The 21,348-nt window shown below is 69.4% G+C and carries 12 protein-coding genes and 1 pseudogene; 6 read left to right on the top strand and 7 right to left on the bottom strand.

Annotated features, from left to right (window positions below):
• Positions 1-351, bottom strand: a pseudogene (locus HNV26_RS21220) (hypothetical protein); the annotation flags it as partial.
• Positions 352-443: 92 nt separating this feature from the next.
• Positions 444-2,012 (bottom strand): hypothetical protein, encoded by a 1,569-nt coding sequence (locus HNV26_RS21215; RefSeq protein WP_171440647.1) that lies wholly within the window; start codon positions 2,010-2,012, stop codon positions 444-446.
• Positions 2,013-2,186: 174 nt separating this feature from the next.
• Here HNV26_RS21215 and HNV26_RS21210 point away from each other — a divergent pair, with 174 nt between their 5' ends.
• The gene (locus HNV26_RS21210; protein ID WP_171440646.1) at positions 2,187-2,555 is read left to right on the top strand and encodes a metallothionein; all 369 of its coding nucleotides are present in this window, start codon (positions 2,187-2,189) and stop codon (positions 2,553-2,555) included.
• Here HNV26_RS21210 and HNV26_RS21205 read toward each other — a convergent pair.
• From HNV26_RS21205 to nadA, 3 genes are all read right to left on the bottom strand, one after another.
• A complete protein-coding gene (locus HNV26_RS21205; protein ID WP_253816862.1) occupies positions 2,548-3,360 on the bottom strand; it encodes a class I SAM-dependent methyltransferase in 813 nt (270 codons plus the stop codon). The two genes, HNV26_RS21210 and HNV26_RS21205, sit on opposite strands and share 8 nt — an antisense overlap.
• Before the next feature lie 60 nt (positions 3,361-3,420).
• On the bottom strand, positions 3,421-4,020 hold the full coding sequence (locus HNV26_RS21200; protein ID WP_171440645.1) for a zinc ribbon domain-containing protein: 600 nt from the start codon (positions 4,018-4,020) through the stop codon (positions 3,421-3,423).
• Positions 4,021-4,098: 78 nt separating this feature from the next.
• Positions 4,099-5,031, bottom strand: coding sequence for a quinolinate synthase NadA (gene nadA / locus HNV26_RS21195; protein WP_141257111.1), 933 nt, complete (start codon positions 5,029-5,031; stop codon positions 4,099-4,101).
• A 354-nt stretch (positions 5,032-5,385) separates the two neighbouring features.
• On the opposite strand from nadA, the gene HNV26_RS21190 reads away from it, so the two are divergent.
• The 4 genes from HNV26_RS21190 (at position 5,386) to HNV26_RS21175 (ending at position 13,041) form a co-directional block, all read left to right on the top strand.
• On the top strand, positions 5,386-7,800 hold the full coding sequence (locus HNV26_RS21190) for a hypothetical protein (RefSeq protein WP_171440644.1): 2,415 nt from the start codon (positions 5,386-5,388) through the stop codon (positions 7,798-7,800).
• Positions 7,797-8,585 (top strand): methyltransferase domain-containing protein, encoded by a 789-nt coding sequence (locus HNV26_RS21185; RefSeq protein WP_171440643.1) that lies wholly within the window; start codon positions 7,797-7,799, stop codon positions 8,583-8,585. The genes HNV26_RS21190 and HNV26_RS21185 overlap by 4 nt, the downstream gene beginning before the upstream one ends.
• Positions 8,582-11,494: an ATP-binding protein gene (locus HNV26_RS21180; RefSeq protein WP_171440642.1), complete on the top strand. Its 2,913-nt coding sequence runs from the start codon at positions 8,582-8,584 to the stop codon at positions 11,492-11,494. The genes HNV26_RS21185 and HNV26_RS21180 overlap by 4 nt, the downstream gene beginning before the upstream one ends.
• A gap of 158 nt (positions 11,495-11,652) precedes the next feature.
• Complete coding sequence (locus HNV26_RS21175; RefSeq protein WP_171440641.1) at positions 11,653-13,041, top strand: peptide MFS transporter; 1,389 nt, start codon at positions 11,653-11,655, stop codon at positions 13,039-13,041.
• A 158-nt stretch (positions 13,042-13,199) separates the two neighbouring features.
• On the opposite strand, the gene HNV26_RS21170 is transcribed toward HNV26_RS21175, so the two are convergent.
• Both HNV26_RS21170 and uvrA read right to left on the bottom strand, forming a co-directional pair.
• Positions 13,200-14,654 carry a POT family MFS transporter gene (locus HNV26_RS21170; RefSeq protein ID WP_171440640.1) on the bottom strand — a complete coding sequence of 485 codons (1,455 nt, stop codon included), beginning with the start codon at positions 14,652-14,654 and terminating at the stop codon, positions 13,200-13,202.
• Positions 14,655-15,008: 354 nt separating this feature from the next.
• The gene (gene uvrA, locus HNV26_RS21165; RefSeq protein ID WP_171440639.1) at positions 15,009-17,909 is read right to left on the bottom strand and encodes an excinuclease ABC subunit UvrA; all 2,901 of its coding nucleotides are present in this window, start codon (positions 17,907-17,909) and stop codon (positions 15,009-15,011) included.
• Positions 17,910-18,362: 453 nt separating this feature from the next.
• Between uvrA and HNV26_RS21160 the strand changes: the two genes are divergently transcribed.
• Entirely contained in the window at positions 18,363-21,308 is a 2,946-nt protein-coding gene (locus HNV26_RS21160; RefSeq protein ID WP_171440638.1) for a choice-of-anchor D domain-containing protein, read from the top strand.
• Positions 21,309-21,348: the final 40 nt, after the last annotated feature.

Below are 21,348 nucleotides of genomic sequence, written 5' to 3'. Positions count from 1 at the left end.
AAGAAGGCGCTGTACCAGCTTCGCTCGCGGGGCGGCACGCGCGGGCCCGGCCACGGCGACGCCCCGCGAGCGAAGCTGGTACAGCGCCTTCTTCGCGGCCTTGACCAGGGGCTTCACCGACGAGGACGCCAGGGCCTCCGGCAGGACGGTGTTCCCGGCCGACACGGCAGCCTCGAGCACGGCCAGGGCCAGGGGCTCCGGAAGGGCCTCCACGCGGGCGAGGGAGGCCTGGGACACGTCGTGCGCCAGGGCGCGGGCGGACTCCACCGCTTCGGCGGGAAAGGCGGGCAGCGGCGCGCCGGAGCGCAGGGCGTCCAGCAGGGAGCGAGGGTCCGAAGAGGTGGAACTCATACCGGACCTTCTACTGCACGGCGCCCGCCCCGGGGCATGCCCCGCGCGGGTATTGCGCCCACCAGGTCACAGTGCCGCGAGCGGCGGAGGCCTCAGCGCCGGCGCACCAGCGCGCTCTTGCCCGGCTCCGCCACCACGGCCAGCTCGGATGGGAGCCGCGGACCGAACACTCGCGACGGTGACGCACCGCGTACGAGGAAGTGGTCGTACCAGACGCCCTGCCGCTCGTAGTCCATCTGCTGCGGCCGCCACTCGGAGGGGAAGGTGGGGGGCTCCTCGCCGGTGTAGCGCAGCGGCGAGTGCGGCGTGGACGCGAAGGTGAAGTTGGGCACGCCACCGCGCGCCCGGGCCAGCACCGCCGCGCTGTGGATGAAGACGGGCTGCCGCACCACCCGGGAGCCGGGGTCGAACATCAACCCCATGACACGGGGGCGCGGGGCGGTGGCGGCCACCAGCGGCCCCCATTCGGCCTGCGCCTCCCGAGAGAAGGCGCGGTAGCCGCGCGCCATGACGAAGGCCAGCACCACCGCGCACGCCAGAGCGGCGACGCGCAGGGGCCTCCGCCACGCGGGAATGGCCGCCGGGACGGTGGCCACCAGGAGCGCGGCGGCCAGGTGCGCGTAGCGCGTGTTGAGGTAGTAGACGTAGCCGCGGATGTCGAAGGGCAGCAGGAAGTAGAGGGCCAGGGCCAGCAGGCCCAGCCCCATCAGCCGAGAGCGCGCCACCAGGCCCTGTGTGGCGGAGCGCTCCGGCCGAAGCAGCCCCGCGACCCAGCCCGCCACCGCCACCGCGCCCACGGCGTACAGGGCCCACCGGTCCGAGCCGTCCCGGAAGGTGTTGGCGAGCACCTGGAAGAACTCGGCGCGGTTCTGCTCGAAGCCCTTCCACGCCAGGTTCTGTGGAGAGAACGTGGGCCCCCACGCCTTCCAGGGCACCCCGGGCTGGATGTCCGCGGGCTCGCCGAAGCGGAGCACCACCCAGCCGAGGAACAGCGCCACGCCGGGCACCACCCCCAGCAGCGCGGGCACGCGAGGCCGCAGCCGCGCGGCGAGCCCACGGGCCTGTGCGTCCTCGGGCACGCGCGTGGTGAGCAGCAGCCAGGGCAGCCCGAAGGCGAGGAACCCGAAGGCCTGCACGTGGAAGAGGAGCACCGCCACCAGGCACACCGCCAACCCCAGGCCCCACGTCCGGCGGCGAGGCGTGTCCTCCAGCGTCCGCACGAAGAGGCCGCAGCACAGCAGCGTCAGCGGCAGCGCGGCGCAGTAGTTGATGAAGCCCCAGTTGAAGCTGTCGCCGTAGGCGAAGGGCAGCGCCAGCAGGGCGGGCCAGGTGGGCCGGCCCAGGCTGCGCAGCAGGAAGCCGAGGCTGAGCGGCAGGCCCACCACGTAGGCGGAGAGGAAGACGCGGTTGGCCATCTCCAGCGGCAGCAGCCAGTTGAGGCCGCTGACCAGGTAGTAGTAGCCCAGGTACGGCGTCAGCGCGTGACGCGCGGCGAACAGCTGCGGGTACAGCGTGGTGGGGTCGTCCAGCCGGTGCAGGACGGAGATGAGGTACAGGTGCTGGGGAAGGTCCACCAGGGGCAGGTGGCGCGACATCCACAGGGGGAGCACGCCCAGGACGAGCGCGGCGGCATGGACGAGGCGGGAGTGTCGGGGCGTCACGGACGGCGCGGACTGTACGCGGCGCCTTCCTGCACGGCGAGCCGTCCTTGCTACCCGGCCAGCGCCTGTTTTCCAGGTAGACAAAGGTATGGCTGTCGGCCTTGGCAGTCGGGGAGGGCTGCGGTATAGGCGCCGTTTGAGCAGGGGCGCCTGGAGTGCCCCGAGGAGAGCAACATGACGCGCATCGGAATGTGGGTGGCCGGCGGGCTGATGGCGAGCGGCCTGCTCCTGGCACCGGGCGCGGCGGAGGCCTGCGAGGCCCACCGGCGTCCGGCCCCGGAGGCGAAGGCCACCGAGGCCACGCCGAAGGCTGTCGAGCCCTCCACCCGCGGCGTGGAGCGCCCGTTGGATGTGCTGGACTCGCTCATGGCCGCCAAGTGCCAGTGCGGCAGCAAGGCGGACTGCACGTGCAAGAAGGGCTCGTGCGACTGCAGCAAGTGCAAGAAGCCCAAGCGCCAGGTGATGGACGCGCTGCGCGGCCAGCCCGCGAACCTGCAGCTTGACGAGGCGCGCTACGACGCGTCCGCGGGCATCTTCATCTAGGCGTCTGGGCGGAGCCCTTCTCCGCCTTCACCACCAACAGCGACGGCAGGGACACGCGCTCGAAGCGCACGAAGCCCGCCGCCGCGGCCTCCCGGCGCAATTCGGCCTCCCCGCGTGGATGCAGGCCCACGCCGCGGTGGAGCAGCGCCCGCGGCGCGCCCGGTGAAGCGTAGGTGCTGGCCACCCAGCGGCCTCCGGGGCGCAGCACGCGGTGGACCTCCATCATCATCCGGGACAGGTCCGCGACGAAGGGCAGCGCGTCACTCATCAACACCGCGCCCAGCACACCGTCGTGGAAGGGGAGGTAGGGGGCTTCGGCGCGCAGGAAGTCCACGGCGACGCCGGCCTCGCGCACCTGGGCCACGCCCTCTTCCAGCATGGCGCGGGACACGTCGAGCGCGGCCACGGGCGGCGCGTCGGGCTCATGGGCCAGCCGCCGCGCGAGCAGCCCCGTGCCGCAGCCCACGTCCAACACGGTGCCTTCGGGTTTGCCCAGGAGGCTGCGGTAGAGGACGAACTCGCTGTCGCCATCCAGCGGCTGGCGGGTGAGGGCGCGCTGGAGCACGGGGCGCATGTAGCGCTCATAGGAGCGCGCCACCCAGCGCTGCTCCATGCCTCGCTGCAGCGGGCCGGACGCGGCGGGCTCCACCACCAGGTCGGCGACGCCCTCGGCCACCGGGTGGCTGGCGCCGCACGCCTGGCAGCGCAGCGGGCCGAAGAAGAGCACCGGGGTGTCTACCTCCGGTTGGAGGGCGCCACGCCGGCACCGGGGACATCGCAGGAGGGGAACGAGCGCGCGCCGCATGGGGCTGGCAAGGCTACCGTCCCCCGTGCGGCGCGAGAACCCGTTTTCCGCCGGACGCCGTCAGGCCGAGGGCAGCGTGCGTGGCACGCGCTTGTCCTCGGCCACCAGCACCGGCCAGCCGCGGGCCATGGCCTCGCGGAAGAAGGCTGCCAGCTCCCGGCGGCTGTGATTCACCGCGCCCAGGAACGGGTCGATGAGGGACTCCTCACCCAGGCTGCGCGTGGCCGCCAGCTCCACCGGCGTGCCGCAGCGCTCGCAGCGGATGGACACCTGGCGCACCAGGGCCACCGGCACCGCGTACCGGGCGCCACAATCTCCGCACTTCCAGACCAGGGCGCGCTCACCCGCTTCGCGGCGCGCCAGGTTCTCCAGTTCGTCCGCCAGCCGCAGCAGCGCCGGGAGGTCCTGGGGGGGATGCGCGAAGATGGCGGACGGGCCGAAGCCCGCCGCGGGCGCGCCCAGCGACGGGGGGCGGTCCCCCTGTAGGAGGGTGCGCAGCCTGTCCTTGGCTCGCATGTCTCGGAATTCAGCGCCGGTGAGCGCGCGCTCCACCGCCTCATGGACCGGAGGCAGCTCCGGCTCGAGGCGCTCATCGTCCGGCAACGTCTGGGGGAAGTTCACCAGTCGGTGCGCGGGGACTGCGAGGAATCGGAAGGCCACGGTGGCTCCATCGCATTGTGCTTCGCGGGGTGCAAGACGCGAGTTGGCAAATGTCCGCTGCTGCCGTTCATCCGCAGACTACTGAGACCAGTCCAGCATGCGTTGCAGCGGCGCGCGAGCACCCTCGCGCAGGTCTTCGGGCATGGTCAGCTCGGGCGTGCGCTCCTTCATGCACCGCCAGAGCTTCTCCAGCGTGTTCAGCCGCATGTACGGGCACTCATTGCACGCGCAGCCGTTGTCCGGCGGCGCGGGAATGAACGTCTTGTTCGGCGCGGCCCGCTTCATCTGGTGGATGATGCCCGCCTCCGTCACCACGATGAACTGCTGCTTCGGACTACGCACCGCGTAATCCAGAATCGCCTTGGTGGAGCCGATGAAGTCCGCGTGGCGCAGCACCGCCTGCTCACACTCGGGGTGGGCCACCACTTCCGCCTCCGGGTACTCCACCTTCAGCTGCACCAGTTTCTTCTCGCTGAAGATTTCGTGGACGATGCAGCTGCCCGGCCACAGCACCATGTCGCGGCCCGTCTGTTTCATCACGTAGCGGCCCAGGTGCTGGTCCGGCGCGAAGAGAATCTGCCGGTCCTTCGGCACCTGGTTCACGATTTTCACCGCGTTGGACGACGTGCAGATGACGTCGCTCATGGCCTTCACCGCGGCGGAGCTGTTGACGTAGCTCACGACGAAGGCGTTCGGGTGTTTGTCCTTGAACGCCTTGAAGGCTCCCGGCGGGCACCGGTCCGACAGCGAACAGCCGGCCTTGAGGTCCGGCAACAGCACCTGCCGGGACGGATTGAGGATCTTCGCCGTCTCCGCCATGAAATGGACGCCACAGAAGACGATGACGTCTGCCTTCGTGCTGGCCGCGGCTTGCGCCAGCGCCAGGCTGTCTCCCACGAAGTCCGCGAGGTCCTGAACTTCGCTCTCCTGGTAATAGTGCGCCAGGATGACTGCGTTCATGGAACGCTTGAACTCCTGGATTTCCTTCGCGTAGTCGACTTCGGCGCGCATGGCACCTCCCGAGTCCCACCTTTAACCGGGACTTGAAGTGCCGGCCAGGGTGCGGTTTGCCCCACTTCGCTGATGCCCGGGAGGCCGCGAATCAAGCGGGCGGCCCTTTTCCAACATCCGCCCTGTCCTCATGCTGGGGCACTCCCTTCCCCATGAGGTCCGGTAAGATGGCGAGCCGGGCCGGACGCCGCGCATGCGGTTCGGCCATTGCATCTGGGAACTTCGAACCACGGGGGGAATGTGAGGGGTCGCCGTCGGAAGGTCCGGCGGGGCGGTGGAGGCTGGCGGTCACATTCCGACCCGTGAAGTGGTTCATCCGGGGGCAGGCGGCTCTGACCCGGTGGAGGAGGACATATGACCGTGACGACGCGCGCAGTGCTGGTCGTGCATCCGGAGGCGGAGCGTCGTGGACGGCTCCGCGCCTTGCTGGATGGCTACGAAGTGCTCGAGGCCTCCAACCGGCAGGAGGCGGTCGAATTCCTCACGAAAACCGTTCCCGCGTTGGTGTTGACGCATCCGGACATCTTTCCCCGGTTGTTGAAGGATCTGGAGCGCTACACCCCGCGCTCCATCCGCGCGGTGCTCTGCCCCAGGGACAATGCGCAGGCCCACCACAGCCTGGTGGACGTGGCCGCCGCGGGGCATATGTTCTTCACGCTGGAGGATGATCCCAGCCCGGCGCTGCGCCGCGCCGTCCAGGAGTTGCTGGAGCTGCGCGAGTCCGAGCGCCGCGAGCCGCACGGCGTCCTGGAGGCCTGCTTCACGGCGGATGGCACGACGTTCCGCGCGCGGCTTCTCGACGTGGCCACGGGAGGCCTGGGCCTGCGCCTGGAGTCCAGCGTGCGCATCGAGCGGCTCACGCCGGGCACGGGGCTGGAAGGGCTCCAGGTGCTGCGCGGCGACACGTTGGTGCTGCGCGCCGGTCATGCCACGGTGCGCATGGTGCGCCCGCTGCGCGCGCACGAAGGCCAGGGCTTCCACCTGGGGGTGTCGCTGGAGCGCCCCGTGGAGCACGCGCGCTCGTCCGCCGCGCCGCTGCTCAACGACTCGGTGCGCATCCGCGGTCTGCTGCGCCGCGCCGTGCGCGCGGGGGTGGGCTTCGGGCTGCGCACGCACGAAGGCAACCGGTTGGTGGACTTCTCCCGCGCGGAGGTGCTGCCGGAGGAGTCCCGCCTGGTGCTGCGCGAGCAGTCGCAGCCGGGCACGCTCTTCCATCCAGGAGACGTGGTGCGGCTGTGCCTGGACTTCGGCGGCGTGTGCCATGTGGGCACCACGGCGGTGCTGGCCTCGGAGCCGAACCAGGTGGAGGTGGCCCTGCCGCGCACGCTGAGCCTGCACCACCGCCGCAACAGCCTGCGCTTCCGCTCCTCCGCGGAGCGGCCCTTCGCGGTGTCCTTCAATTCGCCGCTGACGGGGGAGGCCATCGTCCGCCCGCTGCTGGACCTGCACACCGGCGGCTTCGCCTTCCCCTTCGACGCGGGCCGGGAGGCCTTCCCGCCGGGGCTGGTGCTGGACGACGTGATGCTGCAGTTGCCAGACGGCACGCGCTCGCGCTGCCGCGCCCAGGTACAGGACACCGGGCAGCTCACGGTGACGGAGGAGGGCGCCAGCATGAGCCGCCCGCGCCGCTGCGGCCTGCGCATCCTGGAGCTGGCGCCGGAGGCCCGCGCCGCCATCCTGGACGCCTTCATCAAGGCGCGGTGTCCGGATGCGCGTGATGCGTCCGAGCTGCCCTTCTCCGACGTGTGGGACTTGTTCCGCTCCGCGGACGTCCGCTTTCCCGACTACCCCTTCCACGAGACGGCGACGCCCGAGCCGCTGGTGGACGCGCACCAGCGGCTGGGCAACGGCATCCACGGCCTGTCCAAGGCCATCGTCTATCAGCGCGAGGGCCGGCTCTACGGCCACATCTCCGGGCTGCGCATCTACTCGCGCACCTGGCTGTCGCAGCACCTGGTGGTGCGGCCGGGCTACCACCGGCACGAATCCATCTCCCAGGAGCTGGTGGCGCTCGCGGCCGACTACGCGGAGAGCCTGGACGACGTGGAGTACCTCCGCGCGCTGTGGCGCTGCCGCAACCGGTGGACGTCGCGAATCTACGGCGCCATCGCCAGCCGGTTGGAGCGCCCGGGCCTGAGCTGCCTGCATGCCTTCACGCCGTGCCGGCTCCCCGTGGACGCCGCGTTGCCGCCGCCTCGGAGCGACCTGCGCGTGCGCCCCGCGGAGACGGCCGACCTGCGCTGGCTGGAGCAGCACCTGCGGGAGACGCAGGACGTGGTGCGGCTGCGCAGCTCGGACCTGGTGGAGGGCGAGATGACCATGGGGACGCTGGGCGGGCGCTACTCGGACGCGCGGCTGCGGCGCTCGCGCAGCATCGCCATGGTCGAGGGCAAGGACGGGCCCCAGGGGTTCGTCCTCATGGAGGACTCATCGCCCGGTCTCTTCTGGGCGGAGTGGTACAACGCCTTCTCGCTCGTCATGGTGGAGCCGGACGCGCGGGAGGCGGATGCCGTGCGCCAGGCGCTGGTGACCCACGCGGTGGCGAACTCGGCCCGGCGCGGCCGGTCCACTGCGGAGTGCCTGGCCTCGGACGCGGACCTGCCCGCCTTGGAGGCACTGGGTTTCCACAACCTGGGCAAGGTGATGGAGTTCACGGCCCACCGCCGGCTCGTGCGTGACTGGAATGCCTACCTGCTCGCCGTCTTCGAGCGGCTGGCGGCCCATGGCCGGGGTGGGAGCCGGGTGGATGACAAGGACATCGCGGCATGACCTACCTGATGGAGTCGGCCCAGGAGGTGCACCGCCTGCAAGCGCAGGCGAGCGCCACCTCCTACGCGGAGCGGCTGAGGCTCACCGGGCTGAAGCCCGGGGACGCCGCACTGGATGTGGGCTGTGGTCCCGGCGTCATCACCTCGGAGATGCTGGACGTGGTGGGGCCACATGGCCGCGTGGTGGGGCTCGAGCCGCAGGCCGCACACCTGGCGGCGGCCCGGGGACTGCTGGCGGGCAGGCCCAATGTGGAGCTGCGTCAGGGCGCGCTACCGGAGACACATCTGCCCGCCGACCACTTCGACTACGTCTGGTGCCAGTACGTCTTCGAGTACCTGGGAGAGCCGGGCCCCGCGCTGGCGGAGCTGGTGCGCGTCGTCCGCCCCGGTGGGCGCGTGGTGGTGGCGGACATCGACGGGGTGGGGCTGTGGAACTGGCCCTTTCCGGAGGACCTCCAGGAGGAGAGCCAGAAGCTGCTCGCCGCCCTGCGCGCGGCGCGCTTCGACCTGCACGCGGGCCGCAAGCTGTTCCACCTGTTCCGCAAGGCCGGGCTGGTGGATGTGCGCGTCCACATCTCCCCGTTCTACGTGGCGGCGGGCGCGGTGGACGCGCGGCTCCGCGAGGACTGGGTCATCCGCTTCCGGACGCTGCGCCCGCTCGCCGAGCCCTTCTTCGGGGGCGCCGGCCCCTATGACGCCTTCTGTGAACGCTTCCTCGCACTCCTGGACGACGCCGACACCCTCAAATATGCGATGGTGTTGACGACCGAAGGAGTGAAGCGTTGACCGTCCCCGCGGAACTGGCCTCCGCACCGTCAGCCCCCGACACACCCGAGCTGAGTGTCCGGATGCTGCGCAGCGTGATGTTGTACTACGAGCGGACCTACGGCCGGGACCGACTAGTGCGAGTGTGGCAGCGTGAGGCGCTGCCGCTGACGTTGGCGTACGTGGAGACGCTCACCAACTTCGTCTCCGTGGGGTTCACCGAGCGGCTCTTCGACGTGCTCGACAAGGACTCCGGTGATCCGGACTTCATGACGAAGGCGGGGCGCAGCATCGCCAGCCCGGAGGCGGTGGGCTTCCTCTATTACATGATGAAGGCGCTGGCCACGCCGCGCAGCGTCTACGAGCGCGCGCTGGAGCTGGACCACACGTACAACCGCGTGGGTGGCTTCCATATCGACACGCTCACCGACTCGCGGGTGCAGGTGCGCTACGTCAGCCGCATCCGCGAAAGAGATCGCAACTTCTGCCGCGCTCGCCAGGGCAACCTGTCCGCGTTCCCCGCCATCTGGAACCTGCCCCTGGCGGAGGTGAAGGAGCTGCGCTGTCAGGTGGATGGGGCGGACTGCTGCGAGTACGACATCCGCTGGCAGAGCCTGCCGCCCCTGGCGTGGCGCTACATCGTGGGCGGCATGGCGGGCATGGTGGCCGGCCTGGTGGCCGGCACGTTGAACCTGGCGCCCCCCATCTTCGCGGTCAGCTCCCTGGGCATGGTGGGCGTGGCGGCGGGGGCGTGGCTGGACACGCGGGCGGCCCTGCTGCGCAAGGACGAAAAGCTGTCGGAGCAGCACCAGGGCCTGCAGACGTCCCTGGAGGACCTGCAGCGGCGCAACGAGGAGATCTTCGCCGCCAACAAGGCGCTCGAGGACCGCGTGGCCGAGCGGACGCAGGAGCTGTCCGAGGCCAATACGAAGCTGGAGGCGTCGCTCACGCGGCAACAGGAGCTGGACCGGCTCAAGAGCGAGTTCTTCGACAACGTCAGCCACGAACTGCGCACGCCGCTCACGCTCATCCTGCTGACGCTGGAGGCGCTGGCGAAGCAGGCGGAGTCGTTGCCCTCGGAGGTGCCTCCGCTGGTGACGAACATGGAGCGCAGCGCGCAGCGCCTGCTGCGGCTCATCAACAACCTGCTGGACCTGGCGCAGTTGGAGTCGGGCAAGGCGCGGCTGCGCTACCAGCCGCTGGAGCTGTTCGGCTTCCTGAGCACGGTGGTGCCGCCGTTCCACACCATGGCGGAGCGGCAGGGCGTGACGCTGCGGCTGGAGGGCGCCACGGTGACGCCCGTCCACGTGGACCACGAGCGCATCGACATCGTCTTCCAGAACCTGCTCGGCAACGCGCTGAAGTTCACCCAGAAGGGTGGGGTGACGGTGCGCGTGCGCGAGGACGACCTGGAGGTGCACGTCGAGGTGGAGGACTCCGGCCAGGGCATCGCCCCGCAGGACATCCCCGTCATCTTCGACCGCTTCTCCCAGGCGGATAACAGCGGCACCCGGCGCTTTGGTGGCTCGGGCATCGGTCTGGCGCTGGTGAAGGAGACGCTGGAGCTGCACGCCGGCGGCATCTCCGTGACGAGCGAGCTGGGACAGGGCTCCGTCTTCCACGTGAGGCTGCCCAAGGGCACCGCGCACATCCGCGAGGATTTGCGCGAGCGCCGTCAGGCCGTCATGCCCGTGCGGCGCGAGCGCCGCATCTCCGGGGCCTTCCCCTCGTTGGAGCCGACGGGGCCGGATGTCCTGGGCGCGACGCCCCCGCCGGCCAGGGACCACGCGGGGCCGGGGCCCGAGTCGCCCCGCATCATGGTGGTGGAGGATGACCCGGAGATTCGGAGCTTCCTCGCCCGGCTGCTGGCCCAGCACTACCGGGTGATGGAGGCCATCAACGGCGACGACGGACGCCAGCGCGCGCTGCGCGAGCGGCCGGACCTCATCCTGTCGGACGTGATGATGCCCGTCATGTCCGGCCTGCAGATGCTGACCGCCCTGCGCAACGACCCGCAGACGGTGGACATCCCCGTCATCCTCCTCACCGCGCGCCAGGAGGTGACGGCCAAGGTGGAGGGCCTGGGCACCGGGGCCAATGATTACCTGGGCAAGCCCTTCAGCCCGAACGAGCTGCTGGCGCGCATCGAAACCCAGCTGCGCCTGCGCGAGGCGGCCGTGCGCGCCGCGGAGAACGAGCGGCTGGCGGCCATCGGCCTGCTCACGTCCGGCTTCGCGCATGAGGTGCGCAATCCGCTCAACGGGTTGATGAACGCGCTGCTCCCGCTCAAGGACATGCTGACGGGTGGCGCCGCCGACGTGGAGCTGAGCAAGGCCATGCTGGAGGTGGTGGAGGAGTGCGGCCAGCGCATCCGCCACCTGGCCGAATCCCTGCTCTCCTTCACGCGCACCAGCGAGTCCCCGGTGGTGCTGTCCCTGGACTCGTCGCTGGACTCCACCCTGAGCGTGCTGGCGTGGAAGGTGCCGCCGGGCGTCAAAGTGGAGCGCGCGTACCACTGCACCGAGCCCATCCGGGGCAACCCAGGCGCCCTGAACCAGGTGTGGCTCAACCTCCTGGACAACGCCCTGCGCGCGGTGGGCGACAAGGGCCGCGTGCGCATCTCCACGGCCAACACGGCGGAGGAGGCCATCGTCACCATCGGTGATGACGGGGTGGGCATCCGCCCGGAGGACATGGAGCGGCTCTTCCAGCCCTTCTTCTCCACCCGCGCGGCGGGCGAGGGGACCGGGTTGGGGTTGGCGCTCAGCCGCCGCATCATCATCCAGCACGGCGGGAGCATCGCCCTGAGCAGTGTTCCGGGGGAGGGTACGCAGGTGGAGGTCCGCCTGCCGCTGCGCCCCGTGGCGCCCCGTGTCACGGGAGGCATGCCCGACCTCGCGTCCGAGCCGCGCGCCGGCCGCCTGGGCTGACGCAGGACGTAAAGCCCCCGCCCGAGCCCACGGCGTCCGGGCGGCGGAGACGGGGAATTCAATATCCGCTCAGGTGTCCTCCTGGGCACGGCCCGCGTGTCTGCTACAGTCACGCCACATTTTCGTCGCACCTCTCCTTTTTCAAGGAAACGACCTGCATGCAAGGCACCGTAGCCGCGGGTGATGCCCGCAAGGGGCACCCGCGAGGGCTCTACCTCCTGTTCTTCACTGAGATGTGGGAACGCATGTCGTATTACGGCATGCGTGGCCTGCTCGTGCTCTTCCTCACGAGCAAGGTCAACGGGGGCTTTGGCTGGTCCACTGCGGACGCACTCAGCCTCTACGGCACCTATACGGGCCTGGTGTACCTGACGCCCATCGCCGGCGGCTTCATCGCGGACCGCTATATGGGGCAGCGCCGTGCGGTGGTGCTCGGCGGCGTGTTGATGATGATAGGCCACCTCATCCTGGCCTTGCCCAGCGTGACGATGTTCTACGCGGGCCTGGGCTTCCTCATCATCGGCAACGGCTTCTTCAAGCCGAACATCTCCACCATGGTGGGCGGGCTGTACGCGCCCGGTGACGGCCGCCGCGACAGCGCCTTCACCATCTTCTACATGGGCATCAACCTGGGCGCGGTGCTCGGCAACTTCATCTGCGGCACGCTGGGTGAGCGCGTGGGCTGGCACTGGGGCTTCGGCGCCGCCGGCGTGGGCATGCTCCTGGGCCTGATCGCGTTCCTGTCGTTGCAGAGCAAGCTGCTGGGGAATGTGGGCCTGGTGCCGGAGCGGATGGTGGCCGCAGCCGAGGCGAAGCCGGGCACCCCGGAGAAGTCGGGCTTCACCCGCGATGAGTTCGACCGCATCCTCGTCATCTTCATCATGGCGATTTTCGTCGTCGCCTTCTGGACGGGGTTCGAGCAGGCCGGCGGTTTGATGAACCTCTACACGAACGCGAAGGTGGACCGCGGCATCCTGGGTTGGGAAGTGCCGACGACCTGGTTCCAGAACTTCAACTCCATCTTCATCGTCACGTTGGCGCCGATTTTCGCCGGTCTGTGGAGCTGGCTGGCCGCGCGCGGCAAAGATCCGAGCATCCCGGTGAAGATGAGCCTGGGCCTGCTGTTCCTCTCCGCCGGCTTCCTCTTCATGCTGGGCGCCTCCAGCGAGAGCGCCTCGACGGGCAAGGCGGCGGCGTGGTGGGTGGTGATGGCCTACCTGCTGCACACCATGGGTGAGCTGTGCCTGTCGCCCGTGGGCCTGTCCATGGTGACCAAGGTGGCGCCGGCGCGCATCGTCTCCGCGATGATGGGCGTGTGGTTCCTCGCGAACGCGGCGGCCAACAAGCTGGCCGGCGTCTTCGGTGGCTACTCGGAGAAGCTGGGCGAGTTCAGCGTGTTCCTCTACATCTCCGTGGGAACGGGCATCGCCGGCGTGCTGCTGCTCGTCGTGTCGCCCATGCTCAAGCGGATGATGCACGGCACGGACGAGGTGAAGCCCGACGCGCCCACCTCCGCGCAGCAGGGCGGCTCGGTGGCGGCGGCCTGAGCCGTCGCGGACTCCCCCCTGATTGAAGTCCAGACGCCGGCGTCCCGATGGGGGCGCCGGCGTTTCTGTTGGCGGGCGGCTGGCGCCACCTGAAACACAAACGCCGGCGCACCCCACGGGTGCACCGGCGTTCACTGCCCGAGCCGACCGCCTGGCGGCTACGCGGACTTCGCCGAGCCGGGCGTCACACCGGCAGCGGAGCGCTCCTCGGTGGGGACGGGCGCGGACGTCTGGTAGTAGTCACGCACCACGTAGCGGCGGGCCACCAGGGCCATGCCCACCGCGGCCACCAGGGCGAAGCCGGCGTAGAAGAAGAACTGCCCGGAGCCCGTGAAGACGTTGAGCTTCGCGGTGATGGCCACCGCCGCGTTGGCCAGCGTGTTCGTCACCAGCCACACGCTCTGGATGGTGCCCTTCATCTCGCGGGGGGCCTGCGTGTACGCGAACTCCAGGCCCGTGGTGGACATCAGGATTTCGCCCAGCGTCAGCACGATGTACGGCAGGATCTGCCACGCGATGTTCAGCGTCGTGCCGCCTTCCATGGTGACCTGGAAGATGCCGGCGATGATGAACGACAGCGCGCCCACCACCAGCCCCAGGGGCATGCGCCGCAGCGGCGTCAACTCCCAGCCGAAGCGCTGGAAGGCCGGGTAGACGACGGCCGTCAGGAAGGGGATGAGAATCATCACCAGCAGCGGGTTGATGAACTGCATCTGGCTGGCCTGGAAGGTGAACGGCCCCACCTGCGGGTCCATGGACCGGGCCTGCACCACCCACGTGGACGCCTTCTGGTCGAAGAGCATCCAGAAGAAGGGCACGAAGGGGAGCAGCAGCGCGCTCACCCGGAACACCGCCTTCACGCCGTCCACGGCCTCCTCGGGGTGCTCCCGCTTCGCGCCGTCCAACCAGCCGCCGCCCTGGCCGCGGTTGCGCAGCGCGCTGGCCACCACCTTGAAGAAGCCGTGCGGGTTGGCGCCCGTCGCCGGCACGCGGACGTACTTGTGACGGCCCGCCCAGAAGATGAACGTCGCGATGAACATCAGCACCCCGGGGATGCCGAAGGCCACCGACGGCCCGAAGTGCTTGAGCAGCAGGGGGATGAACAACGACGCGAAGAACGAGCCGAAGTTGATGGTCCAGTAGAAGATGGCGAAGACCTTCTTCACCAGGTGGCTGTTGGACTCATTGAACTGGTCCCCCACCATGGCCGCCACGCAGGGCTTGATGCCGCCACTGCCAATGGCGATCAGCGCCAGGCCCGTGAAGAACCCCGTGACGTTGTTCTCGAAGATGGCGAGGCACGCGTGGCCCAGGCAGTACACCAGGCTCAGCCCCAGGATGATGCGGTACTTCCCGAAGAACCGGTCCGCCAGGTAGCCGCCGATGAGCGGGAAGAAGTACACGCCCGCCATGAACGTGTGCATCAGGCTCTTCGCTTCGGCCTCCCGCAGCGCGTTGTCCGGTATCTGCGTGCGCAGCAGGTAGTCGATGAGGAACACCGTGAGGATGTTCCGCATCCCGTAGAAGCTGAAGCGCTCACACGCCTCGTTGCCGATGATGAAGGGGATTTGCGGCGGGAACTTGTTGCTCTGCGCGGCGGGTGCCTGGGCCATGCGACGGGGTGCTCCCTCGTGACGAAAGGTGGGGGCTCCTAGATTCCGAGAAGCCGCACCCTACCCAACGGGCCGCCGGGACTCCACCGAACGAAAGGGCCCCGCCGCGCTACCCGGCGCTTTCCTGGCCGCACCCACGCCGGAATTCTCCCGCACGACTGCCTGCGTCATTCCGGTGGGCGTGCGTGTTTGTTGATACAACTCAAGTCGCCTGGCTGGGTTTGACAGGCATTGGAATATCCCTATCATTTCCCATGATGTCTTTCCTCCAAGGTGGTGCGAGGGGATGGGGGTGAATGAAGGCACCCCCGTCCCCCCGCTCCATTTTCCCAGGAAGCATTGCGCGGTGCGTCGTCAGCCGCGCGCGCCCTTCTTCACGGGCGCCGGGTCTTCCACACGCACGCCCACGCGGGCCCTGCGGGCCTTGGTCAGTACGTGGCCCAGGTAGCGGCCGGTGTGGCTGCCTTCGACCTCGGCGACCTGCTCGGGCGTGCCAGCGGCCAGAATCCTGCCGCCGCCCGCGCCGCCCTCGGGGCCCAGGTCGATGATCCAATCCGCGCTCTTGATGACGTCCAGGTTGTGCTCGATGACGAGCACGCTGTTGCCCGCCTCCACCAGCCGGTTGAGCACGGACAGCAGCTTGCGGATGTCCTCGAAGTGCAGGCCGGTGGTGGGCTCGTCGAGGATGTAGAGGGTGCGCCCGGTGGCCACGCGCGCCAGCTCGCGGGCCAGCTTGATGCGCTGGGCCTCGCCGCCGGACAGGGTGGGGGAGGGCTGCCCCAGGCGGATGTAGCCCAGGCCGACGTCATGGAGCGTCTGCAGCACCCGCATGATGTCGCGGTGCGCGCCGAAGTGCTCCATCGCCTCGCGCACGCTCATGTCGAGCACCTCGGCGATGTTCTTCCCCTTGTAGCGCACGCGCAGGGTGGCCTCGTTGAAGCGCTTGCCGGCGCAGACCTCGCAGGGCACGTAGACGTCCGCCAGGAAGTGCATCTCCACCAGCTTCACGCCGTCGCCTTCGCACGCCTCGCAGCGGCCGCCCTTGATGTTGAAGCTGAAGCGGCCCGGCCCGTAGCCGAACGCGCGCGCCTCGGGCGTCATCGCGAACACCTCGCGGATGTTGTCGAAGAGCTTGGTGTACGTGGCCGGGTTGCTGCGCGGCGTGCGGCCGATGGGGCGCTGGTCGATGTCGATGACCTTGTCCAGGTGCTCCATGCCCAGCACGGCCTTGTGCTTGCCCGGGGATTCACGGCTCTCGTAGAGGTGCCGCGCCAGGGCCGGGAAGAGAATCTCGTTGATGAGCGTGGACTTGCCCGCGCCGGACACGCCGGTGATCGCGCTGAAGACGCCCAGCGGAATCTCCGCGTCCACGTTCTTCAGGTTGTTCTCCTGCGCCCCCTGGATGACCAGCTTGCGCTTCGGGTCCGGCTTGCGGCGCTCCTGGGGAATCTCGATTTCCTGCCGCCCGGAGAGGTACGCGCCGGTGGAGCTGGCCTCGTTCGCCATGACCTGCTCCGGCGTGCCCTGGGCCACCACCTGGCCGCCCAGTTCGCCCGCACCCGGACCGAAGTCCACCAGCCAGTCCGCCTCCTCCATCGTCTCCTCGTCGTGCTCCACGACGATGACGGAGTTGCCCAAATCCCGCAGGCGCTTGAGCGTCAGCAGCAGCTTGCCGTTGTCGCGCTGGTGCAGTCCGATGGAGGGCTCATCCAGGATGTAGATGACGCCCGTCAGCTCGCTGCCCATCTGCGACGCCAGCCGGATGCGCTGGCTCTCACCGCCCGACAGCGTGGACGCGGTCCGGTCCAGCATCAGGTAGCCCAGGCCCACGTCCACCAGGAAGGACAGGCGGCTGCGAATCTCCTTCAGCAATTCGGTGGCGATCTTCCGCTCGTGCGCCGACAGGGCCATGTCGCCCAGGAAGCCCAGCGAGTCGGAGATGGTCAGCCGGCTCAGCTCGACGATGCTGCGCCCGTGCACCTTCACCGCGCGGCTCTCCGGCTTCAGCCGCTCGCCCTTGCAGGACGGGCAGGGCTTGTCGCTGAAGTACTTCTGGAGCTCGGTGCGGCGCGCCTCGGAGGTGGTCGTCTTGAAGTTGCGCATCATGCGCTCGACCAGCCCCTCCCATTCCATCTTGTACTTGCCGCCCTCGCCCCACGCGACGGTGAAGGACTTGCCACTGGCGCCGTACATCAGCGTGTCCTTCTCGCGCTTGGTCAGCTTCGCGTAGGGCACGTCCAGATCAATCTTGAAGGCCTTCGACAGGCTCTCCACGAAGTCGGCCGTCCAGCCCTCGCCGCGGTTCATGCTGCCGGCCCACGGTTCGATGGCGCCGTCGCGGATGCTGCGTGACGCGTCCGGGACGATGAGGTCCGGGTCCATCTCCGGCTTGGTGCCCAGGCCGTTGCAGTCCGTGCACATGCCCAGGGGGTTGTTGAAGGAGAAGGACGCGGGCGTCAAATCACCGAAGGACAGGCCGCACTTGGAGCAGGCATTGAGCTCGGACATCACCCGGTCGGAGGCGAGCGTGCCCTTCTCGTCGGTGATGATGAGCGTGCCCTTGCCCTCGCGCAGCGCCGTCTCCACGGAGTCGGTGAGGCGCGTCTTCACGTCCGGCTTGAGCACCACGCGGTCGATGACGAGCGCGATGTCGTGCTTGGACTTCTTGTCCAGCTCGATGCGCTCCTCCAGGCTCTTGAGCGCGCCGTCGATGCGGGCGCGGGAGAAGCCGCGCTTCTGGGCCTCGGCGAGCAGGTCCTTGTGCTCGCCCTTGCGGTTCGTCACCAGCGGCGCCAGCACCTGGAGCTTGGTGCCCGCAGGGGCCTTGAGGATTTCATCGACAATCTGCTGCGCGCTCTGCTTGCCCACCTTCACGCCACAGTTGGGGCAATGCTGCACCCCGATGGAGGCATAAAGCACCCGCAGGTAGTCGTGCACTTCCGTGACGGTGCCCACCGTGGAGCGGGGGTTGTTGCTGGCCGCCTTCTGCTCGATGGAGATGGTGGGCGACAGGCCGCGAATGGTGTCGTACTTCGGCTTCTCCATCTGCCCCAGGAACTGCCGGGCATAGGCGGAGAGGCTCTCCACGTAGCGGCGCTGGCCTTCCGCGTAGAGGGTGTCGAAGGCGAGCGAGCTCTTGCCCGAACCTGACACGCCGGTGAAGACGACGAGCTTTTTCTTGGGAATGTCCAAGGAGACGTTCTTGAGGTTGTGCTCCTTGGCGCCTCTGAGGGAAATGACGTCGGGCTCGGACATGGGCGGGCGATCTACCACTGAATAAGTGTTCCGGTAGGGGGAAACATGTCGGAACCGCTCTGGATGCAGGAGAACGCCGTGGGTTGCGCTCCGCATCCCACATCTGGCGACCCCCCAGGCGGGGAGGCGTCCGTGAAATCCCCGGGCCCCTCCGGGTCCAGTCAGAGTGGGCGAAGTCGCGACGCCTGGCTGCCTGCCCCGCCCGGCCGGAGGATTCGTCTGTGTGACACCTGGGGTTCCTGAAGGAATTGCAGGAGTGTTCTGCGAAAGGACACCCGCATTTCCCGGGTGGGCTCTGGCGTTTCCTTGCGAGGCCAGGGGCTTGCCGCGTGGGAGCGCCCTTCGCCTCTCTGTGGGCGGACCGGGCACCGGGGTTGCAAAGGGCCCCCCGCTGAGCCGTGAGGTGATCCAGGGTGTGTTCCTGGCGTCTCCCGGTGGGGCGGGGAGGACGTTATGCGCGGGGCGTTTGGGCTGGTGGCATTGGTGGCGGTGATGGTGGCGGGAGGGGCGTGTGAACGGCCCGCCTCTCAGAGGGCAAAGAGCGCCTTCGTTGTCCGGCCTGAGACTGTGGACTTCGGTCCCGCGGCGCTGGGACATACCAAGACGTTCAAGCTGCGAATCGCCAATGCGGGCCGGGCTTCCTATCGTGTGGAAGGCGCCGTCTCCAGCGTGCCCAACGTCAACATTCCCCCCTTCGAGCCCTTCATCCTGTCCGCGGGTGGCGAGCAGGACATCGAAATCCACTTCCTGCCGCAGGTGGAGGGCGAGATTCAGGGCATGGTGGAAATCATCACCGACGCGGAGGTCCGTGGGCGCGTGCCGGTGTCCGGGCGCGGCGTGAAGGCCTTCATCGAGGTGCCCTCGGAGGCGCTCGATTTCGGCAACGTGGCCATGGGCCTGGTGGAGATGCGCGAGGTGACGGTGCGCAACCCATCGGACGTGGACAGTCCGCTGACGCTGTCGGTGCAAGGCGCGGACGCCGACCAGTTCACCGCCGGGCAGGGCCTGCCCTCCTCGCTGGCTCCGGGGGAGGCGTTGGTGGTGCCTGTGGCCTACGCCCCGCGCCGGCTGGGCGCGGCCGAGGCGGCGCTGCACGTGGTGGTGTGTGACGGGTGTGCGCCGGCGGTGGTCCCGCTGACGGGCATGGGCGTGGCGTCCAAGCTGGAGGTGACGCCGCTGCGAGTGGACTTCGGGCGCGTGGCGCTGGGGGCCACGGCGGAGCAGGTCATCACCGTGCGCAACCAGGGCACGCAGCCGCTGAGCTTCTCGGGCTCTCAGTTGGTGGACAGCTCGGAGGGCGTCTTCCGCATCGCCAGTGAGCCGGTGGTGGCCAACGGGCAGTTGGCGCCGGGCGCGGCGGTGGAGCTGCGCGTGGCCTTCACGCCCGCGGCGGTGGGCAAGGTGCGTGACGGGCGGGTGGAGATTGGCGTGCGCGAGCAGGGCTCCAGCGCGCCGGGCCCCAAGGTGTCGCTGGCGGGGGAAGGTGGCGGCTCGTGCGTGACGGTGCTGCCCCGGCGGCTGGCTTTCGGCACGGTGGCGGAGGGCATGACGGCGACGCGCGACGTCACCGTCTACAACCGTTGCCGCGCGGACGTGAGCGTGACCGACCTCCAACTCGACACGCACCAGGGCGGCTACTTCACCCTGGCGCAGGCGCCCGCCAGCGTGAGGGTGCCCGCGGGGCAGAATGCCCGGGTGAGCGTCACCTTCCGGCCCAAGGCGGGGAGCACGGACGCCAGCCAGGGCCAGCTCTCCGTCACGGTGCGTGAAAGCGGCTCCGCGGCCACGGAAGCGGTGGCGCTGGATGGGCGCGGCCGGGTGTTCGCGCCGTGCCAGTACGTGCTGCCCCAGCAACTGGACTTCGGCAAGGTGCCGGTGGGCGCGGAGGTGGCGCTGGGGGTGACGCTGCGGAACTCGGGCACGGAGGCGTGCTACCTGGCGTCGATGCAGCTCGCCCAGGGGTCGGACGGGGTGTTCTCCGCGTCTCCCGTGCGCAACGGCGTGCTGGAGCCGGGCGCGAAGGCGACGCTGGTGGTCCGCTTCAAGCCGTCCGAAGAAGGAGGCTTCTCGGGGCTGGCCGAGGCCTGGGTGAACAGCCCCACGCAGGGGCACCCGCTGGTGGAGCTGCGGGGCGAGGGCGTCGTGGGGTGCTTCGCGGTGCAGCCCACCACGGTGGACTTCGGCCTCACCAAGCTGACGTGCGGCCCGCGCACACGGGAGTTGGTGGCCGTGAACGCGTGCGTCGGGCCCATCCAGGTGAGCCAGGTGGCGTTCGACGCGGGCGCGGGCGAGTTCACCGTGGCTGGTGGCGGCAACGCCCCGTGGACGCTGGCGAGCCAGAGCACGCGCCCGCTGACGGCGACGTATGCCCCGGTGGATGACGGCGCTGACACCGCGGCGTTGCGTTTCACCCTGGCGGATGGCTCCGTCTACACGGTGGGCATGGTGGGACAGGGCGTGACGAAGGCGGTGCAGACGGACCGCTTCTTCCAGGAGTCCCAGGCGAAGGTGGACGTGCTCTTCGTGGTCGACAACTCGGGGTCGATGATGGAGGAGCAGCAGAGCCTGGGACAGAACTTCGCGGCCTTCCTGAGCGCGGCGGACGGCGCCGCGGTGGACTACCGCATCGGCGTCACCACCACGGGCCTGGACCCGTCGCCGGGCGGCTGGGCCGAGTGCCCGGGTGGCTCGCAGGGCGGAGAGAATGGCCGCCTGTTCCCCGTGGACGGCTCCCGGCCGCGCATCATCACCCCGGCGACGCCGGACGCCGCGGGCGTCTTCGCCAACAACACCCGCGTGGGTGTCTGCCATTGGAACGAGCAGGGGCTGGAGGCCGCCTACCGCGCGCTGGCGGACCCGCTGCTCTACAACGAGGATGACCCCCGCACCGCGCAGCCCAACGACGGTAACGGAGGCTTCCTTCGCGAGGACGCCCGCCTGGCCATCATCTTCGTGTCGGACGAGGAGGACTTCAGCGCGCAGCCTGTCTCCTTCTATGAGACGTACCTGCTGGCGCTGAAGGGCAATGACCGCTCGAAGCTGAGCGTCAATGCCATCGTCGGGCCGCCGGACCTGGCCAGGTGCCCCACGTCCAGCAGCTCGGGCAGCCGCTACATCCAACTGGCGGAGGCCACGGGCGGCGTGGTGGACAGCATCTGCACGCCGAACTGGGCCAGCTCGTTGGAGAAGCTGTCCGACAGCACCTTTGGCGCGAACCGCAAGTTCCCCCTGTCCGAGACGCCGGAAGATCCGGGCAGCATCGTCGTCGACGTGGACGGCGTCCGCGTGACGTCCGGCTGGGTGTATGACGCCCGCGAGAATGCCATCCTCTTCGACCGCTCCACGGCGCCCGATGCGGGTTCGCTGGTAGAGGTGACGTACCCGCTGGGCTGCGGCTGAGCCGGCGTGCGGAGCGTGATGCCGCCGGGCGTCTGTCCCC

Origin of the sequence: Myxococcus xanthus (assembly GCF_013116825.1) — a bacterium.
GTDB classification, from domain to species: domain Bacteria; phylum Myxococcota; class Myxococcia; order Myxococcales; family Myxococcaceae; genus Myxococcus; species Myxococcus xanthus_B.
This window is presented reverse-complemented; position numbering and strand designations above follow the sequence as displayed.